Origin of the sequence: Lysobacter zhanggongensis (genome assembly GCF_046638635.1) — a bacterium.
Taxonomy (GTDB): domain Bacteria; phylum Pseudomonadota; class Gammaproteobacteria; order Xanthomonadales; family Xanthomonadaceae; genus Novilysobacter; species Novilysobacter luteus.
Map to the genome: position 1 here is coordinate 1 of NZ_JBJXHK010000053.1, position 16,271 is coordinate 16,271.

Consider the following 16,271-nt stretch of genomic DNA (forward strand, 5'->3'; position numbering starts at 1 on the left):
GCCGCGCACGGCGCGCTGGCGCGGATCGGCGTGCTGGCCGTGCGCGACAACGCGCTCGACCGGCTCGCCCAGGCCACCGACGTGGTGTTCGACAAGACCGGGACGCTCAGTGACGGCCAGCCGGCGCTGGTGCGCGTCGAGCCGTTTGCCGGCTATTCGCAGGAGCAGGTACTGGGCATCGCGGCGGCGCTCGAGCGCGACAGCGGCCATCCCATCGCACGTGCCTTCGCGGGCGTGGCGGCGGCGCCGGTAGCGAGCCGGCTCAAGGCCATCCCCGGCGAGGGCGTGGTCGGAACGGTCGACGGCGAGCGCTGGCGGCTGGGCCGGCCTGGCTTTGCCGCCAGCACCGGGGACGACGGGCGGCTCTGGCTGGGTGACGGCGAGCGCGCGATCGCCCGCTTCACCCTGCGCGAATCCGAGCGGCCCGACGCACGCGACACCGTAACCGCCCTGCGCGATGCCGGCCTCACGGTGCACCTGTCCAGCGGCGACGCGGTCGGGCCGGTCGAACGGTTCGCGCAGACGGTCGGCATCGAACGCGCGCACGCCCGGCAGAGTCCGGAGGACAAGCTGGCGTTTGCCCGCGGCCTGCAGCGCGACGGCCGGGTGGTGGCGATGGTCGGAGACGGCCTCAACGACGCCCCGGTGCTGGCCGGCGCCGACGTCTCGCTGGCCGTCGCCGATGGCGCGGCACTGGCGCAGCGCGCCGCCGACCTGGTGCTCACCGGGCATTCGCTGTCGCGGATCCCGCAGGCGGTCGCGGTGGCGCGCCGGACCCGCCGGGTGATCCGCCAGAACCTCGCCTGGGCGGCCGGCTACAACGTGCTCGCGCTGCCGTTGGCCGCGGCCGGGCTGGTGACCCCTTGGATCGCCGCGCTCGGCATGGCGCTGTCCTCGCTGGTCGTCACCGCCAATGCGCTGCGACTGGCACGGGTGCCGGCGACGGGAGAAACCGCATGAACATCCTGCTGGTGATGATCCCGCTGAGCCTGCTGCTGCTTGCCGCAGCGGTGTGGGCCTTCGTGTGGGCCGTGCGACGCGGGCAGTTCGAGGACCTGGACACCCCGGCGATCGACATCCTGCGCGAGGACCCGCACGAGCGCTCGCAGCGGCTGGACCGCGCCGCGCGCGCCGGTGGGGACACGCGCGAGGGCGAGGTTGATGGCGACGCCCCCGGCCACGACAGTGCCGGCGGCAGGGACTGAGCCGTGCCGATCGATTGGCTGACCCTGGGGGCCGCGCTGCTCAGCGGCGTGCTGGGTGGCGCGCACTGCGCGGCGATGTGCGGCGGCATCGCCACCGGCTTTTCCGCAGCGGGCGGCCGCACCAGCTGGATCGCCGCGCTCGAGCCCAATGCCGGGCGCGTGCTGGGCTACACGCTGGCGGGCGCGATCGCCGGCGGGCTCGGCCATGGCATCGTCGACCTGGCCAGGCTCGACTGGCTCGCGATCGGCGTGCGCGCCGCCGTCGGCGTGGTCCTGGTCATCGTGGCCCTGCGGCTGCTCGATACGCGCGGCCGACTCGGCTTCCTGCCGCGACCGGGCGCCGGCCTGTGGCGCTGGCTGCGACCATTGCAGCGCCGGCTGTTGCCGGCTGACACGCCGGCCAAGCGAATCGGGCTGGGCATGCTGTGGGGCTGGATGCCGTGCGGGCTGAGCACGACCCTGCTTGCGGCGGCCTGGCTGCAGGCCGACGCGCGCAACGGTGCACTGACGATGGCGGCGTTCGGGCTCGGCACCCTGCCCCTGATGCTGCCGTTGACGTGGTCGGGCGCGCGCCTGGGCCAGCGCCTGCAACGCCGCGGCTGGCGCCACGCGGCGGCTGTGCTGGTCCTGCTGGCGGGCGTGCTGACCATCGCCTCGCCGTGGCTGATGCAGGTACCGGCCGTGCACGGCTGGCTGGCCGCACTGGGCTGCCTGCCCCGGACGGTCTAGCCGCGCGGCAAGCGCGCCGGGCGGGAGGCTACCGGGATAGCGCGTTGGATCAGGACCGCGCGCGGCGCTGGACAGGCGGGGCCGGTTCGCCGCCATGCGCAAGGCGCGCAAGCTCGTCGGGCTGCAGGATCTCGATCCGCCGCCCGGTGACGGCGATCACGCCGTCCTCCTGCAGCCGGGTGAAACCACGGCTCACCGTCTCCAGCGCAAGGCCGAGGTAGCGCGCGATGTCCTCGCGGCTCATCGGCAACCGGTAGCGGCTGCCCGACTCACCGATATTGCGCAATCGCTCGCCGAGGCCGTGCAGGAACAACGCGATGCGCTCATTGGCCTGCCGCCGCACCAGCATCCCCAGGTGGTCCTGGTCGCGACCCACGCTCTGGCCGATCACGCGCAGCAGTTGCTGCTGCAGGCTGGGGACCTGGGCCGCGACGGTGGCCAGCTGTTCGAACGGCACCTCGCAGACATTCGCCGTGGTCAGCGCCACCGCCTCGCAACGGTGGCGGCCGTGGCCCAGCGCATCCAGACCGATCAACTCGCCTGGCAGGTGGAAGCCGACCACCTGCTCGCCGCCGTCCTCGCTCGTGCTGACGGTCTTGAATGCGCCGTCGCGCGCCACGTAGACCGACGTCAGTGCATCGCCCGGGCGGAACAGGCGCTCCCCCGTGGCCACCGGGCGGCGACGCCTGACGATATCGTCGAGTTGCTGCAGATCCTGCTGCCCGATACCCGCGGGCAGGCACAGCTGCTGGAGGGAGCACTGCGCGCAACCGCGACGCAGCTGGGCCAGGTCGACCACGTTGGTTTCCATGCCGCCATCGTGCCACGCGACAGGCCGGCACCGGGGCGTTCCCGGGCCGATCGCCCGGTGGTGTACAGCGGGCGGACGATAGAATGCGCGGATGGACATCTTCAAGATCTTCACCCTCGAAGCCGCGCACCGCCTGCCCAACGTCCCCGAGGGGCACAAGTGCGCGCGGCTGCACGGACACTCGTTCCGGGTGGAGATCCACCTCAGCGGCGCGATCGGCGCCGACAGCGGCTGGGTGATGGACTTCGCCGACGTCAAGCAGGCGTTCCAGCCGCTGTACGAGCGCCTTGACCACCATTACCTCAACGACGTCGAGGGGCTGGAGAACCCGACCAGCGAGCGGCTTGCGGTGTGGATCTGGGAGCGGCTCAAGCCGGCCCTGCCGCTATTGAGCGAGGTGGTGGTGCATGAGACCTGCACCTCGGGGTGCCGCTACCGGGGTCAATGACCCCCGGGCGGCCGCCTGAACGGCCCCGAGCGCGGGATGTTGCATTGCAACAAAAACGGGTTTATGCTGCATCGCACAAACCGGCAAACCCTTTGTCGGCGCAGCAGCAGGAGCCCACCATGTACCAGCAGTTCAACGAACAGTTCGCCGCCGCGACGCGCCAGTTCGCCGAGACCGCGGCACAGGTCAACCGCCTCGCCCTCGACAACGCCGGGGCCGTGTTCGGCCTGCAGCTGGCGGCCATCGAGGACCGCGCCAACGCCACGTTTGCCTTCCTCGGCGAAGCCACCCAGGTCCGTGACGCCGAAGGCCTGAAGGACCTGTGGCCGAAGGCCGCGCAGGTTGCCCGCGAGAACATCGAGCGCGGCGTCGCCACCGGCCAGGAAGTGATTGGCCGCACGGTCAGCACCAACGAGCAGATCGCCAGCATCGCCAAGGCGCAGCTGGAGTCGACGGCCCGCACCACGCAGGCCAACGTCGAGCAGGCCGCCCGCAACGCGACGCAGAAGGCCGAAGCCTACGTCGACAGCGCGACCAAGGGCAGCAAGCCGGCGAAGTAAGCGCAGCCGCCACCGTCTCTCTCTCCGGCTTCGGCAGGAACACGAAACCCGGCAGCCCGCGCTGCCGGGTTTTTTGTGCGCGCGATCAGCCCGCGGGGTCGGCCGGCGCGGGTTCGGCTTCGCGCCGCGCCTGGCGGGCGGCGACCTTCTGGTGGTCGCGACCGATCAGCAGGTACATGACCGGCACCACGAACAGGGTGAAGAAGGTGCCGATGCCCATGCCGCCGACAACCACCCAGCCGATCTGGTTGCGTGCCTCGGCGCCGGCGCCACTGGCGATCGCCAGTGGCAGCGAGCCCAGCACCATCGCGCCGGTGGTCATCAGGATCGGGCGCAACCGCAGCGCCGCCGCCTCGACCACCGCGTCGAACTTCGTCCGCCCCTGCTCCTGCAACTGGTTGGAGAACTCCACGATCAGGATGCCGTGCTTGGCGATCAGGCCCACCAGTGTCACCAGTCCGATCTGCGAGTAGATGTTCCAACTACCGCCGCTCAGCGTGAGCGCGAGGAACGCGCCGAACGCCGCCAGCGGCACCGCCAGCAGGATCACCATGGGGTCGACCCAGCTTTCGAACTGGGCGGCCAGCACCAGGAAGATGAACACCACCGCGAGCCCGAAGATCATCGCGAAGTCGCTGGACGACTCGCGGAACTCGCGGCTTTGCCCGGACAGGTCGTAGGTGGCCTCCGGCGCGACTTCCGCCAGCGCCGCCTCCATCCAGTCGAGCGCCTCGCCCATCGGGTAGCCCGGCGCGAGGCCGGCACTGATGGTCGCCGCGCGCAGCTTGTTGAAGTGGTTGAGCTCCTTGGCCGCGACCGTCTCGCGCACGTCGACCAGGTTCGACAGTTGCACCATCTGGCCGTCGCCGCCGCGTACGTAGATGTTGGACAGGTCGCCCGGGGTACGGCGGTCGGCGTCCTCGACCTGCACGATCACGTCGTACTGCTCGCTCCCACGCTTGAAGCGGGTCACGTTGCGCCCGCCCAGCAACGACTCGAGCGTGCGCCCGACCGTCGCCACGTCGCTGCCCACCGCCGCCACCTTCTCGCGGTTGACGGTGATGCTCAGTTGCGGCTTGTTGAGTTTGAGGTCGCTGTCGGGGTTGGTGAGGTTGGGGTTCTCGGCCATCCTGGCCATCATCTTCTGCACGATGACGCCAAGCTCCTCCCAGGTGCCCGTGCTCTGCACGACGAAGTTGACCGGCTGGCCGAAGCCTTCCTGCCCCAGCGGTGGCGGCAGCGTCGGGAACGCCATGATCCCCGGGATGCCCATGAACTGCGGGAAAAGCGCGCCCTGCACCTCCTGCACCGAAGTGTCGCGCTGGTCCCAGTCCTCGAGCATCACGAACCCGATGGTGTTGGTCACCGACGGGAAGCCGACCAGCTGGAAGTAACTCACCACGCCGGGCGCGCTCGCGAAGCCCTGCTCCATCATCCGCGCGTAGCGGTCGGTGTAGCCGACGGTCGAACCCTCCGGTGCCTGGCCGAAGCCGATGATGACGCCCTGGTCCTCCTGGGGTGCCAGCTCGCGCGGCAGTGTCATGAACAGCACGCCGGCCAGTGCGAACACCACCAGCCCGACGCCCACCACCGCCCAGCGCAGCTTGAGCGCCCGTGTCAGCACGGCGCGGTAACCGTCGTCGAGCCGCCGCAACACGCGCTCGCCGGCCTCGTAGAAGCGCCCGTGCTTCTTCTCGTGGCGCAGCAGCTTGGACGACATCATCGGCGACAGCGTCAACGCGGTGAAACCCGAGACCAGCACGGCGCCGGCCAGGGTCATCGCGAACTCGACGAACAGCTTGCCGGTGCGACCGGTCGAGAACGCCAGCGGCACGTACACGGCCGCCAGCGTCAGGGTCATGGCCACGATGGCGAACCCGATCTCCTTGCTGCCCTTGAGCGCCGCCTGGAACGGCGGCATGCCTTCCTCGATGTGCCGGTAGATGTTCTCCAGCATCACGATCGCGTCGTCGACCACCAGGCCGATCGCAAGCACCATCGCCAGCAGGGTCAGCGTGTTGATGGTGAAGCCGAACGCCAGCATCAGCGCGAACGCGCCGATCAGCGAGACCGGGATCGTCACCAGCGGGATCAGCGTGGCGCGCCAGCTGCGAAGGAACAGGAAGATCACCACGACGACCAGCAGCACCGCCTCGATCACGGTCTTGTAGACCTCCTCGATCGACTTCTCGATGAAGATGGTCGAGTCGAACGCGATGTCCAGCTGCAGGCCCTCGGGCAGCGTGCGCTGGATCTGCGGGATCAGCGCCTCCAGCGCTTCGGAGATCTCCAGCGGATTGGCCACGGCCTGCTTGGTGATGCCCAGCGGCACCGCGTTGACGCCGTTGTAGCGCGCCCGGAACCGCTCCTGCTGGGCGCCCAGCTCGATCCTGGCGACATCCTTGAGCCGCACCAGGTAGCCGTTGGACTCGCCGAGGATGACGTTGCCGAACTCCTCCGGGGTCTGCAGGTCGGTCTGCGGCAGCACGGTGAACTCGCGGTCGGTCCCTTCCACGCGGCCGGCCGGGATCTCCACGTTCTGGCTGCGCAGCGCCTGCTCGACATCGACCGGCGTCAGGCCGAAGCCGGCCAGCCGCTGCGGCTGGATCCACACGCGCATCGCATAGGTGCTGGCGAACACCTGGGCCTGGGCGACGCCGGGGATCTGCTGGATGCGGTCCTTGACGAGGCGTTCGGCGTAGTCGGCGATCTCGACCTGCGAGTGCTGGTCGGAGGAGAACGCCAGGAAGATGATCGGCTCGGCGTCGGCCTCCTGCTTCTGCACGATCGGCTCATCGACCTCGTCCGGCAGCCGCTGGCGCGCCTGCGCAACACGGTCGCGGACGTCGCTGGCGGCACCGTCGGGGTCGCGGTCGAGCCGGAACCGGATGGTCACCTGGCTGGACTGCTCGCGGCTGACCGACTGCATGTACTCGATGCCCTCGACCCCGGACAGCGCGTCCTCGATCGGCTGGGTCACCTGCGACTCGATCACCTGCGCGCTCGCGCCGGGGTAGCTGGTGTTGACCGTCACCACCGGCGTGTCGACGTTGGGGATCTGTCGGACGGCCAGGCGGTCGTAGGCGATGATGCCCAGCAGCAGCACCACCAGGTTGATGACGGTGGCGAAGACCGGGCGGCGGATGGAGATGTCGGAGAGGACCATCGTGCGCTCCCGTCAGCCCTGGCCGGCGTCGTCGTCGGGCGCGTTCGCCGGTGCCGCGTCGGGTGCGGCGGGCGCCCCGGCGCCCTCGGCCGGCATCACCATCACCGGCATCCCGTCCTGCATCATCGGCTTGCCCTGCCCGGCCACGATCACCACGTCGCCGGCCTGCAGCCCTTCGAGCACCTGCACCTTGCCCGGCACGCGACGCCCGGTGGTGACCTCGGTGCGGACGGCCTTGCCATCGACCACGGTGAACACGAAACGTGTCTCGCCCTCCTGCATCAGGGCCTGTTCGGGCACCAGGATCGCGTCGCNGCTTGCCCTGCCCGGCCACGATCACCACGTCGCCGGCCTGCAGCCCTTCGAGCACCTGCACCTTGCCCGGCACGCGACGCCCGGTGGTGACCTCGGTGCGGACGGCCTTGCCATCGACCACGGTGAACACGAAACGTGTCTCGCCCTCCTGCATCAGGGCCTGTTCGGGCACCAGGATCGCGTCGCCGCCGGTGCTGGTGTCGAGCGTGAGCTTGGCGAACTGGCCCGGGCGCAACCGTGCGTCGGGGTTGGCGATCTGCGCGCGCAGCTGGACGCTGCGGCTGTTGGGATCGATCACCGGCGCGATCGCGACCACCTTGCCGCCGAACGTCTCGCCGGGGAACGCGTCGACGGTGATGCTGATCGACTGCCCCTGGCGCAGCTGCGGCAGCGCGCCCTCCGGCACGCTGAAGTCGACCTCGATCGGGTCCATCCGCACCAGCGTGACCAGGTCCTGGCCGATGCTGACGTAGTCGCCGACGCTGACCTCGCGCAGGCCGATCCGGCCCGAGAACGGCGCCCGCAGCGTCATCTTGTCGAGCGCAGTGCGGGCCGAGGCCACGCGGGCCTGGTCGACCGCGTAGTTGGCCCGGGTCTGGTCGTAGTCCGAGCGCGCGATCAACTGCTCCTCGGCCAGCTCCGCGGCACGCGCGTTGGCGCGCCGGCTGTTCTCGAGGTTGGCGGATGCCTCGTTGAGGCTGGCACGCGCCAGGCTCGCGTCCAGGCTGAAGAGCGGCTGCCCGGCACGGACGCTGCCGCCCTCCTCGAAATGGATGCGCTCGATGCGGCCACCCACCTCCGGGCGTACCACGACGGACTCGTCCGCGCGCAGGCTGCCGACGGTCTGCAGCCCGCCCTCGAGCGGCTCGGGTTGCAGGGTCACGGTCTCGACCGGGAGCTGCATGCCGCCCGGCGGACCACCGGCAGCGGCGCCTTCGGCCGCGGGATCGTCGCCACACCCGCCAAGGGCGAGTGCGCCGGCGAGCAACAGTGCGGTGATCAGGGGGTTGCGGCGCATGGGGGCCTCGTCATCCATTTCGTGTACCGCGCAGTTTAGTGATGACGCTTGCCATGTCCCCATGCCGGAAGTCAGCCCGGCCCATGGCGCCCGTCGCAGTGGCGGAACGCTAACGCCGCAGGGTTACGCCGGCGCGAAAGTTCAGGCCGCCTGCAGCTGCAGGTGGCAGGCAAGCCGGGCCGGGTCGGGCGTCGGGGCATGCGGCAGCCGCCCCCAGTAAGGTGCGGGCAGGCGCATGCGCAGGATCGCGACGTTTTCGTCCAGCCGCGGCATCGCCGGTTCCACCTCGTTGGCGATCCAGCCGGCAAGCCTGACGCCGTCCTCCGCCAGTGCGCGCACGGTCAGTCGCGCATGGTTGATGCATCCCAGCCGCATCCCGACCACCAGCACCACCGGCAGGTCCAGCGCGCGTACCAGGTCGAGCTGGTCGAGCGTCGCCGACAACGGGGCCATCCAGCCACCGACACCCTCGACCACGACCCGGTCGGCCTGCGCGGCAAGCCGCTCGTAGGCCTGGAGGATCGGCGCCAGCGACAGTTCGATGCCCTCGTCTCGCAGCGCAAGCTCGGGCGCCACCGGCGCACGCAATGCGTACGGGTTGACGTCTGCATACGCCGGCCGCGGGTCGCTGGCCGCCTGCAACAGCAGCGCGTCCTCGTTGCGCCAACCGCCATCGACAACCTCGCAACCACTGGCGACCGGCTTCATCCCGACCACCCGGCCGCCACGCGCGCGCAGTGCATGCAGTAACGCCGCCGATGCAACCGACTTGCCTACACCCGTGTCGGTGCCGGTGACGTAGAAGCGCGCGGGAAGCGGGGGGGGAGTCGCGGGTGGGGAGATCATCCGCGCATCGTAGGGATTCGCGGGGCCGGAGTCGCGTGGGCACCGCTGCTACACTCGCGCGATGTTCACCGCCAGCGCCCTGTCCGGCAGCAAGCCGGAGCAATACGCCGAGCTCGCCGCGCAGGCCCGCGCGCTGCTGTCCGGCGAATCCGACCGCATCGCCAACGCCGCCAACCTGTCGGCGCTGGTCTACCACGCACTGCCGGACCTCAACTGGGTCGGCTTCTACTTCTTCGACGGCCGGGAGCTCGTCGTCGGGCCGTTCCAGGGGCAGCCGGCGTGCGTGCGGATCCCGCTCGACAAGGGCGTTTGCGGCGCCGCCGCCAGTAGCCGCCAGACCCAGCGCGTGGCCGACGTGGACGCCTTCCCGGGCCACATCGCCTGCGATTCGGCGTCGCGTTCGGAAGTGGTGGTGCCACTGGTGCACGGCGACAGCCTGGTCGGCGTGTTCGATATCGACAGCCCGCGCACCAGTCGCTTCGACGAGGAGGACCAGCGCGGCATGGAAGCACTGGCCCGGGTCTACCTGGAGTCGCTCGCATGAACGAGGCCGCCAAGCTGCGCAACATCGGGCCCAAGTCGGCCGCCTGGCTGCGCCAGGTCGGTCTGCGCACGCGCGAGGACATCGCCGAGGCCGGGCCGGTGGAAGCCTTCATGCGGGTCAAGCGCGCGGGCTTCAAACCCACCCTCAACCTGCTGTACGCGATCGAAGGCGCCCTGCAGGACTGCCATTGGCAGGAAGTACCCGATGCCCGCCGGACCGAGCTGGTGAGCGCGGCGGAAGCTGCGATCGCCGGCTTGCCGGCGCCGCGTCACAAGCCACCGGCGGGGCCGGTACGCACCACCGTGCTGACCGCCGACACGGTGCCCGAGCGCCCGGACGAGGCGTAACGACCATCCCCGGCCCGCACCCGCTCCGATCGCGTACACTGCCCGCGCTTCGAGGTGACCCGGCGGCGTCCTGCCGGCGGGTTGAAACGGGAAGCCGGTGACGTCGGGTGCACAGCACCCGGACCATTCCGGCACTGCCCCCGCAACGGTAAGCGAGTGGATCCGCGCAGGCGGGTCCGGCCAAGGCTCACCGCCACTGTGCAATCGCATGGGAAGGCGCCACGGCTGTGTCGAACGACACCCTCGCGAGTCCGGAGACCGGCCGCGGAGCTGACTGGTTGCGATGCGGCGGGCATGGCGGCGGCGACGTCGGCGCCTGTCCGCCCTCCGAGTCCGTTCGACCACCCTCTCCACGCGACTTCCCGATACTGCACGGTCGATGCCGGGGACGGCCGCCGTGCGCCTGGAGACCTATCGAATGCGATTCCGCCTTGCCCCGCTCGCCGCCGCCGTGGCGCTGCTCATCCCGGCCCTGTCGGCCGCCCCCGCCCATGCCGAGGCCGCGGCGCCACCGCAGGCGAAGGACCTGGACGAAGTGGTCGTCACCGCCACCCGCACCCTGCTCGATGTCGACGCCGTGCTTGCGCCGGTGGAGGTGATCGACCGCGAAGCGATCGAGCGCAGCCAGGCTCGTTCGCTGCCGGACCTGCTCGCCGGCCGCGCCGGCGTATCGCTGGCCAACCAGGGCGGCACCGGCAAGCTGACCACGCTGTTCCTGCGGGGCGCGGAGTCGGACCACATCGTGGTGCTGGTCGACGGCATCCGCGTGGGCTCGCCGACCTCCGGCCTGGTGTCGTTGCAGAACCTGCCGGTCGCGCTGATCGAGCGGATCGAGATTGTCCGCGGGCCGCGCTCAAGCCTGTACGGCAGCGAGGCGATCGGCGGGGTGATCCAGATCTTTACCCGCCGCGACGCCGCCGGCTGGACGCCGCGCATGCACATCGGTGGCGGCAGCCACGGCGCGCACGAGTACGGCGTCGGCTTCGCCGGCCGCGAAGGGCGTGCCTGGTTCGGCGCCGACTACGCGTTCCAGCGCACCGAGGGATTCAACGCCTGCGACGTCGCCGAGCCGACCCCGTTCTCGGGCGGGTGCTTCATCAGCAATCCCGAACCCGACCTCGACGGCTACGTCCAGCACGCGCTCTCGTTGCGTACGGGCATCGACCTGGGCCAATGGCAACTGTCGGCCCAGGGGCTGCGCAGCGAGGGTGAGAACGACTTCGACGGCGACTACAGCAACCGTTCCGAGACCCTGCAGCAGGTGGTCGGCGGCAGCGTGCGCTGGCGACCATCCGACACCGCCCAGTTCAAGCTCACGGCCGGCCGCAACGTCGATGCCTCCGACCAGTTCAACCACGGCACCTACATCGGCTTCTTCGACACCGACCGCGACAGCGCCGGCCTGCAGGGCGACTTCGGCCTGGCCCGCGACCACCTGCTCAGCGTGGGCGTGGACTGGGTGCGCGACCGTGTCGACGGCGACACCGTGTACGTCACCGACGAGCGCGACAACCGCGCCGCCTTCGCCCAGTACCAGGCGCGCGCGGGGCGCCATGGCCTGCAGGCGGCGGTGCGCCGCGACGACAACGAGCAGTTCGGCGGGCACACCACCGGCAGCCTCGCCTGGGGCCTCGACTTCGCCGGTGGCTGGCGGGTCAGTGCGGGCTGGGGCACCGCGTTCAAGGCGCCGACCTTCAACGAGTTGTACTACCCGTTCTTCGGCAACCCGGACCTGCGGCCGGAGGAGTCGGAGACGGCCGAGCTGGGCGTCGGCTGGAAGAACGGCACGGTCGACCTGCGCCTGGATGCATTCGACACGAGGGTCGAGGACCTGATCGCCTTCGACGCGGCGATCGGCTTGCCCAACAATGTCGAGCGTGCGCGCATGCGCGGCGCCGAGCTCGGCATCGCCACCGACGTCGCCGACTGGCAGGTGGCCGCCAGCCTGAGTTGGCTCGACACCCGTAACCGGACCTTCAATACCGACCTGGAACTGCCACGCCGCGCCCGCCACGGCGCGCGGGTCGAGCTCGACCGCGCCTTCGGCGACCTGCGCATTGGACTGACCGGCATCGCCGAAGGGCCGCGCTACGACGACGTCGCCAACACGATGCGGCTGGCTGGGCGCGCCACCCTGGACCTGCGCGCGGAATACGCGTTGACCCGCGCCCTCACCCTGCAGGGCCGCGTCGCCAACGTGTTCGATCGCGACTACGAGACCGTGGCGTTCTACAACCAGCCCGGACGCGAGTGGTTCGTGACCCTGCGATACGCCCCGGCGGACTGACCGGTCGCGGCATCGCAACCGCCATACACGAAGCCCGGCAAATGCCGGGCTTCGTACCTCCGCGGACGCCTGTCGGCCGGCGGCTATTCCACCGTCACCGACTTGGCCAGGTTGCGCGGCTTGTCGACGTCGGTGCCGCGGGCCAGCGCCACGTGGTAGGCCAGCAGCTGCACAGGGATGGTGTGCATGATCGGGCTCAGCGCACCCACGTGGCGCGGTGCGCGGATCACGTGCACGCCGTCGGACGGACCGAACTGGCTGTCCTCGTCGGTGAACACGAACAGCTCGCCGCCACGCGCGCGCACCTCCTGCATGTTCGACTTCACCTTCTCCAGCAGGCTGTCGTTGGGGGCGATCACCACCACCGGCATGTCCTCGTCGACCAGCGCCAGCGGGCCGTGCTTGAGCTCGCCGGCCGGATACGCCTCGGCGTGGATGTAGGAGATCTCCTTGAGCTTGAGTGCGCCTTCCAGCGCGATCGGGTAGTGCACCCCGCGGCCGAGGAACAGTGCGTCGTTCTTGGGCGCGAACCGCTCGGCCCAGGCCATGATCTGCGGTTCGAGGTTGAGCGCATGCTGGACGCTGCCCGGCAGGTGGCGCAGTGCCTCCAGGTACTCGGCTTCCCGGGTTTCGTCGAGTCGACCGTTGAGCTTGGCCAGCGTCGCGGTCAGGGTGAACAGCGCGACCAGCTGAGTGGTGAACGCCTTGGTCGAGGCGACACCGATCTCGGCACCGGCGCGGGTGTAGTAGACCAGCCGGCTGGCGCGCGGGATGGCGCTCTCGGGCACGTTGCAGATCGACAGCGTCTTGTCGTGGCCGAGCGACTTGGCGTACTTGAGCGCCTCCATCGTGTCGAGCGTTTCACCCGACTGCGAAATGGTCACGACGAGATGGCGGGGGTTGGCGACCGCCGCGCGGTAGCGGTATTCGCTGGCGATCTCGACCGAACACGGCAGCCCGGCAATCGCCTCGATCCAGTAGCGGGCGGTCAGGCCGGCGTAGTAGCTGGTACCGCAGGCCAGGATCTGCACGCCTTCGACGCCCCGCAGCACGTCGGCGGCGTCGGCCCCGAACAGCTGTGGAGAGAACCCGGCGTTGTCGATCACCGCTTCGATGGTGTCGGCGATCGCGCGCGGCTGCTCGTGGATCTCCTTCTGCATGAAATGCCGGTACGGGCCGAGCTCGAGCGAGGCCAGCGACACGTCCGAGACGTGCACATCGCGCTCGACCGGGGCACCGGCCTCGTCGAACACATTCACCGACTCACGGGTGATCTCGGCGGTGTCGCCCTCCTCCAGGAAGATCACCCGACGCGTGGCCTGGATGATCGCGGAGACGTCGCTGGCGACGAAGTTCTCGCCTTCCCCAAGGCCGACCAGCAGCGGGCAACCCATGCGCGCGGCGATCATCCGGCCCGGCTCCTTGCGGCTCACCACCGCCAGCGCATACGCGCCGTGCAGCTCGGCAACCGCGCGCTGGACCGCGGCGAGCAGGTCCAGGCCCTGGGCGAGGAAGGAATGGATCAGGTGCGCGATGACCTCGGTGTCGGTCTCGGACTCGAACGCGTAACCCATCGCGCGGAGCTTCTCGCGCTGCTCGTCGTGGTTCTCGATGATGCCGTTGTGCACCAGCGCCACGCCGTGGCTGACGTGCGGGTGCGCGTTGGCTTCAGTCACGCCGCCGTGGGTGGCCCAGCGGGTGTGGCCGATGCCGACCTGCGCGTGGAAGCCTTCCGCCTGGGCCGCGCCCTCCATCTCCGAGACGCGCCCGGTACGGCGCACCCGGCGCACGTCCGCGCCGTCGAGCACGGCGATGCCGGCCGAGTCGTAGCCCCGGTACTCGAGCCGCTTGAGCCCCTCGATCAGGACGGGTACCACATCGCGATCCGCGATCGCGCCAACGATTCCACACATGGGGGAGCAGCTCCTGCAGGTATCCGCACAGTCTAGCGGCGCAAACCCCCGGGTGCAGTATCGCCGGGGCCTGTGCACCCCGCCGCCCGGGCGGGCTGCCCACCGCGGCAGGTGGCCTACTTCTTCTTTGGCCGCTGCCAGCCCTCGACCACGGCCTGCCGCGAGCGCGCCACCGTCAGCCGGCCGGCGGGGGCTTCGCGGGTCACCACCGAACCGGCGGCGATGGTCGCTTCCTTGCCGATCGTCACTGGCGCTACCAGCGAGCTGTTGGAGCCGATGAAGGCGCCGTCCTCGATGCGCGTGGTCGACTTGTTCACGCCGTCGTAGTTGCAGGTGATCGTGCCCGCACCGACGTTGACGCCGACGCCGATCAGCGCGTCGCCGACATAGCTGAGGTGGTTGATCTTGCTGGTCACGCCGACCTTGGCGTTCTTGGTCTCGACGAAGTTGCCGATGTGCACGCCATCGGCGAGCACCGTGCCGGGCCGGAGTCGTGCGAACGGGCCGATCGTCGCGGCGCCCTCGACCACCGCGCCATCCAGGTCGCAGTGCGCCCGCACCTCGGTCCCCGGGCCCAGCTTGACATTGCGCAACCGGCAGAACGGGCCGATCCGCACCCCGTCGGCGAGTTCCACCCGTCCCTCGAACACCACGTCGACATCGATTTCCACATCGCTTCCGACCGTCACCTCGCCGCGCACGTCGATCCGGACCGGGTCCGCCAGCCTCGCACCGGCCACGCACAGCGCGTGTGCGGCGCGGCGCTGGAACGCCCGCTCCAGCTGCGCCAGCTGCCACGCGTCGTTGGCGCCCTCGACTTCGACCGGGTCCTCGACATGCACCATCTCGGCCGCGCTGAACTCGGCCGCGGCGGCGGCGAACACGTCGGTGAGGTAGTACTCGCCCTGCGCGTTGTCGCTGTCCAGGTGCGAAAGCCAACGCCGCAGCGGTTCGCCGTCGGCGACCAGGATGCCGGTGTTGACCGTGCTGATCTCGCGCTGTTCCTCGTCGGCGTCCTTGTGCTCGACGATGCGGCCAACGTTGCCCTGCGCGTCCCTGACGATGCGGCCGTACCCGGTGGGGTCCTCGAGGTCGGCCACGAGCACGGCGATCCGTCCCGGCGCGTCAAGCAGCCGCTGCAACGTATCGGCGGTGATCAATGGCACGTCGCCGTAGAGCACCAGGATGCGGGCGTCCTGTGGCACGTCCGGCATGGCCTGCTGCAACGCGTGGCCGGTGCCGAGCCGCTGGGCCTGCTCGCTCCAGTGCAGGTCGCGCTGGTCGGCAAAGGCATCGCGGACGCGCTCGCCATGGTGGCCGTAGACCACGTGGATCCCCGCCGGCCGCAACGCGCGCGCCGTCGCGATGACGTGGCCGAGCATCGGCTGCCCCGCGATCTTCTGCAGCACCTTGGGGAGCGCGGATTTCATCCGCTTGCCTTCGCCAGCGGCGAGGATGACGACGTGCAGTGGGGCGGGCATCGGAACTCCGGCGCGATCGGCTTCAGCGGCCGATTCTAACGTTGACGCCTGCTAGGATGCCGCGGTGCCGACCCTGTCACCGACCCACGCCACGCGTCGCCACATCCTCCTTGAAGGCCTGATCTGGAGTGGCCCGCTGGCCTGTCTCCTTGGCCTGGTCGCGCACCGTTCATGGCAGGTGCTGCCGTGGGGGCGCTTTGGCGAGAGCCTGTTGCTGGCCGGACTCGTGGCGCTGGTGGCCTGGCCGCTGCGCGCATGGCGGCAATGGCCGTGGGCCTATGCGCTGGCCGCGGTCTGGCTGTTGGTCTTCGTCGCCCTGACCGGACCGGTCCCGGCTCTGGCCGGCGTGCTCCTGTTCGTCGCCGCGATAGCGTTTGGCAGTCGGCTGGCGGGGACCGGCCATCCGGTGCTGGCCGTGTCGAGCGGGCTGGCGGTGCTATCGGCGGTACTCGGGTGGTTGATCTCTTTGCCGGTCCACCGGTGGTGGGTCTACCTGCCCGTTCTGATACTGGTCGTCGTTCTGGGCCGGGGCGCGCTGCGCCTGCAGGCCGCGCAGTGCGCCGCCGCCTGGCGGGATGCGGTTGCGGCCAGTCCGCGCGCC

14 protein-coding genes, 2 pseudogenes and 1 riboswitch are annotated in these 16,271 nt (G+C 70.3%); of the genes and pseudogenes, 9 read left to right on the forward strand and 7 right to left on the reverse strand.

Translation table 11 applies throughout. The features are described 5' to 3' along the window. From ACKVMH_RS09635 to ACKVMH_RS09645, 3 genes are all read left to right on the forward strand, one after another. Positions 1 to 960, forward strand: a 960-nt coding sequence (locus ACKVMH_RS09635) for a heavy metal translocating P-type ATPase (RefSeq protein ID WP_412700125.1), incomplete at its 5' end; no start/stop codon positions are given. Continuing rightward, positions 957 to 1,205 carry a cbb3-type cytochrome oxidase assembly protein CcoS gene (gene ccoS, locus ACKVMH_RS09640; RefSeq protein WP_412700126.1) on the forward strand — a complete coding sequence of 83 codons (249 nt, stop codon included), beginning with the start codon at positions 957 to 959 and terminating at the stop codon, positions 1,203 to 1,205. The genes ACKVMH_RS09635 and ccoS, both read left to right, overlap by 4 nt. Positions 1,206 to 1,208: 3 nt before the next feature. Next, positions 1,209 to 1,934: a sulfite exporter TauE/SafE family protein gene (locus ACKVMH_RS09645; protein ID WP_412700127.1), complete on the forward strand. Its 726-nt coding sequence runs from the start codon at positions 1,209 to 1,211 to the stop codon at positions 1,932 to 1,934. A gap of 49 nt (positions 1,935 to 1,983) precedes the next feature. Here the strand turns inward: ACKVMH_RS09645 and fnr are convergent, their stop codons facing one another. Beyond that, complete coding sequence (gene fnr / locus ACKVMH_RS09650) at positions 1,984 to 2,745, reverse strand: fumarate/nitrate reduction transcriptional regulator Fnr (RefSeq protein ID WP_412700128.1); 762 nt, start codon at positions 2,743 to 2,745, stop codon at positions 1,984 to 1,986. A gap of 91 nt (positions 2,746 to 2,836) precedes the next feature. On the opposite strand from fnr, the gene queD reads away from it, so the two are divergent. Next, positions 2,837 to 3,193, forward strand: a complete 357-nt coding sequence (gene queD, locus ACKVMH_RS09655; protein ID WP_215219452.1) for a 6-carboxytetrahydropterin synthase QueD — start codon at positions 2,837 to 2,839, stop codon at positions 3,191 to 3,193. A 119-nt stretch (positions 3,194 to 3,312) separates the two neighbouring features. After that, positions 3,313 to 3,753, forward strand: a complete 441-nt coding sequence (locus ACKVMH_RS09660; protein WP_215219451.1) for a phasin family protein — start codon at positions 3,313 to 3,315, stop codon at positions 3,751 to 3,753. A gap of 85 nt (positions 3,754 to 3,838) precedes the next feature. Here the strand turns inward: ACKVMH_RS09660 and ACKVMH_RS09665 are convergent, their stop codons facing one another. From ACKVMH_RS09665 to bioD, 4 genes and pseudogenes are all read right to left on the reverse strand, one after another. After that, entirely contained in the window at positions 3,839 to 6,919 is a 3,081-nt protein-coding gene (locus ACKVMH_RS09665; RefSeq protein ID WP_412700129.1) for an efflux RND transporter permease subunit, read from the reverse strand. Positions 6,920 to 6,931: 12 nt separating this feature from the next. Continuing rightward, positions 6,932 to 7,177, reverse strand: a complete 246-nt coding sequence (locus ACKVMH_RS09670) for a hypothetical protein (protein ID WP_412700135.1) — start codon at positions 7,175 to 7,177, stop codon at positions 6,932 to 6,934. A gap of 112 nt (positions 7,178 to 7,289) precedes the next feature. Beyond that, positions 7,290 to 8,315, reverse strand: a pseudogene (locus ACKVMH_RS09675) (efflux RND transporter periplasmic adaptor subunit); the annotation flags it as partial. A gap of 78 nt (positions 8,316 to 8,393) precedes the next feature. After that, positions 8,394 to 9,098, reverse strand: coding sequence for a dethiobiotin synthase (gene bioD, locus ACKVMH_RS09680; protein WP_412700130.1), 705 nt, complete (start codon positions 9,096 to 9,098; stop codon positions 8,394 to 8,396). A 61-nt stretch (positions 9,099 to 9,159) separates the two neighbouring features. On the opposite strand from bioD, the gene ACKVMH_RS09685 reads away from it, so the two are divergent. The 3 genes from ACKVMH_RS09685 (at position 9,160) to btuB (ending at position 12,276) form a co-directional block, all read left to right on the forward strand. Further along, positions 9,160 to 9,642 carry a GAF domain-containing protein gene (locus ACKVMH_RS09685; RefSeq protein WP_412700131.1) on the forward strand — a complete coding sequence of 161 codons (483 nt, stop codon included), beginning with the start codon at positions 9,160 to 9,162 and terminating at the stop codon, positions 9,640 to 9,642. Continuing rightward, positions 9,639 to 9,989, forward strand: coding sequence for a TfoX/Sxy family protein (locus ACKVMH_RS09690; protein WP_215219446.1), 351 nt, complete (start codon positions 9,639 to 9,641; stop codon positions 9,987 to 9,989). Before ACKVMH_RS09685 ends, ACKVMH_RS09690 begins: the two co-directional genes overlap by 4 nt. Positions 9,990 to 10,024: 35 nt before the next feature. Continuing rightward, positions 10,025 to 10,270: riboswitch (cobalamin riboswitch) on the forward strand. 137 nt (positions 10,271 to 10,407) lie between these two features. Beyond that, positions 10,408 to 12,276: a TonB-dependent vitamin B12 receptor gene (gene btuB / locus ACKVMH_RS09695; protein WP_412700132.1), complete on the forward strand. Its 1,869-nt coding sequence runs from the start codon at positions 10,408 to 10,410 to the stop codon at positions 12,274 to 12,276. An 83-nt stretch (positions 12,277 to 12,359) separates the two neighbouring features. Here the strand turns inward: btuB and glmS are convergent, their stop codons facing one another. After that, the gene (gene glmS, locus ACKVMH_RS09700; RefSeq protein ID WP_412700133.1) at positions 12,360 to 14,189 is read right to left on the reverse strand and encodes a glutamine--fructose-6-phosphate transaminase (isomerizing); all 1,830 of its coding nucleotides are present in this window, start codon (positions 14,187 to 14,189) and stop codon (positions 12,360 to 12,362) included. 116 nt (positions 14,190 to 14,305) lie between these two features. After that, the gene (gene glmU, locus ACKVMH_RS09705) at positions 14,306 to 15,670 is read right to left on the reverse strand and encodes a bifunctional UDP-N-acetylglucosamine diphosphorylase/glucosamine-1-phosphate N-acetyltransferase GlmU (RefSeq protein ID WP_412700134.1); all 1,365 of its coding nucleotides are present in this window, start codon (positions 15,668 to 15,670) and stop codon (positions 14,306 to 14,308) included. A gap of 64 nt (positions 15,671 to 15,734) precedes the next feature. Here glmU and ACKVMH_RS09710 point away from each other — a divergent pair. Beyond that, a pseudogene (locus ACKVMH_RS09710) lies at positions 15,735 to 16,271 on the forward strand (hypothetical protein); the annotation flags it as partial.

What these genes read in the sequence shown, in the direction of transcription:
- glmS (WP_412700133.1), bottom strand. Translation starts at nt 14,189, where the DNA reads ATGTGTGGAATCGTTGGCGCGATCGCGGATCGCGATGTGGTACCCGTC.
- ACKVMH_RS09685 (WP_412700131.1), top strand. Translation starts at nt 9,160, where the DNA reads ATGTTCACCGCCAGCGCCCTGTCCGGCAGCAAGCCGGAGCAATACGCC.
- ACKVMH_RS09660 (WP_215219451.1), top strand. Translation starts at nt 3,313, where the DNA reads ATGTACCAGCAGTTCAACGAACAGTTCGCCGCCGCGACGCGCCAGTTC.
- ACKVMH_RS09690 (WP_215219446.1), top strand. Translation starts at nt 9,639, where the DNA reads ATGAACGAGGCCGCCAAGCTGCGCAACATCGGGCCCAAGTCGGCCGCC.
- ccoS (WP_412700126.1), top strand. Translation starts at nt 957, where the DNA reads ATGAACATCCTGCTGGTGATGATCCCGCTGAGCCTGCTGCTGCTTGCC.
- glmU (WP_412700134.1), bottom strand. Translation starts at nt 15,670, where the DNA reads ATGCCCGCCCCACTGCACGTCGTCATCCTCGCCGCTGGCGAAGGCAAG.
- ACKVMH_RS09665 (WP_412700129.1), bottom strand. Translation starts at nt 6,919, where the DNA reads ATGGTCCTCTCCGACATCTCCATCCGCCGCCCGGTCTTCGCCACCGTC.
- fnr (WP_412700128.1), bottom strand. Translation starts at nt 2,745, where the DNA reads ATGGAAACCAACGTGGTCGACCTGGCCCAGCTGCGTCGCGGTTGCGCG.
- queD (WP_215219452.1), top strand. Translation starts at nt 2,837, where the DNA reads ATGGACATCTTCAAGATCTTCACCCTCGAAGCCGCGCACCGCCTGCCC.
- btuB (WP_412700132.1), top strand. Translation starts at nt 10,408, where the DNA reads ATGCGATTCCGCCTTGCCCCGCTCGCCGCCGCCGTGGCGCTGCTCATC.
- bioD (WP_412700130.1), bottom strand. Translation starts at nt 9,098, where the DNA reads ATGATCTCCCCACCCGCGACTCCCCCCCCGCTTCCCGCGCGCTTCTAC.